This is a genomic window from Streptomyces sparsus, assembly GCF_054776295.1.
This window is the reverse complement of record NZ_BAAHCA010001481.1, coordinates 1-800: the sequence shown is the minus strand read 5'-3', so window position 1 is coordinate 800 and position 800 is coordinate 1. Positions and strand designations below refer to the sequence as shown.

General features: G+C 72.9%; 1 protein-coding gene. It reads right to left on the bottom strand.

What is annotated here, in order from left to right:
- Positions 1-31 precede the first annotated feature (31 nt).
- Positions 32-343 carry a hypothetical protein gene (locus tag ACYVE9_RS29150; RefSeq protein ID WP_461030879.1) on the bottom strand — a complete coding sequence of 104 codons (312 nt, stop codon included), beginning with the start codon at positions 341-343 and terminating at the stop codon, positions 32-34.
- Positions 344-800: the final 457 nt, after the last annotated feature.

The window sequence follows — 800 nt, the reverse complement described above, 5'->3', positions numbered from 1 at the left end:
GACGCACGCCGGCGCGTCCGCGCCTCGGTCGTCAGCGGGCGCTGCGGCGGTGGGTCATGGCCCGGCGCCTGCGGTCGTTGCAGAGCAGGCACCTGCCCCATCCCGGCGGCAGCGGATCGTCCGGATCCTTGTGCAGCGGATCGACAGCGCCGCGTGGATGCTCCCGGCAGCCCGTGCCGCCGCCGTGCTCGGCCTCCAGCGAGCGCACCGCGCCCAGGGCGCGCAGCAGCGCGTCGGAGACGTGGGCCAGTTGCTCGGCCGAGGGCTTGTCCTCCAAGGAGAAGACCACATCGGAGGCGGTGTGCAGGGCGGTCTGCAGTTCCCGGACGTCTGCGTTGCTCATGTCGGTGAAGCCTAGGGGGCCGCACCGACAGGGCTGGGAAGCGGTGGGGCTCCGGCCGCTTCCGGCTTCCACCCGCGAGAGCGCTCGTGCCGATCCGTCCGATATCCGGACGGTGAACAGCGGTCATCGAACAGTTTTCGGCCAAGTTCGCCGGCGCCAATGACATGTACGCGGCTACTCTGCCACGCTCTGCTCAGTCCGGAGTGCAGCCACCCCCCATATCCCACCCCCCACGCTGCCCACGGCTCCCCCCCGCTCATGCTCTGCCCGGTCGCCCGCTCCGGTCGGCCGGCTGTCCCGGTCGTGTTCCCCAGCGCCACCGCCGCAGAAGGAGTCCCCGTGAGACCCAGAACCCCCCGCACCCCTGCCCGCGCAGCCGTGGCACTCGCCGCCGCGGTCACCATGCTCGCCGTCGGCGTGCAGGCGCAGGCCAGCGCCGACCCGCGCGGCGCTGAGG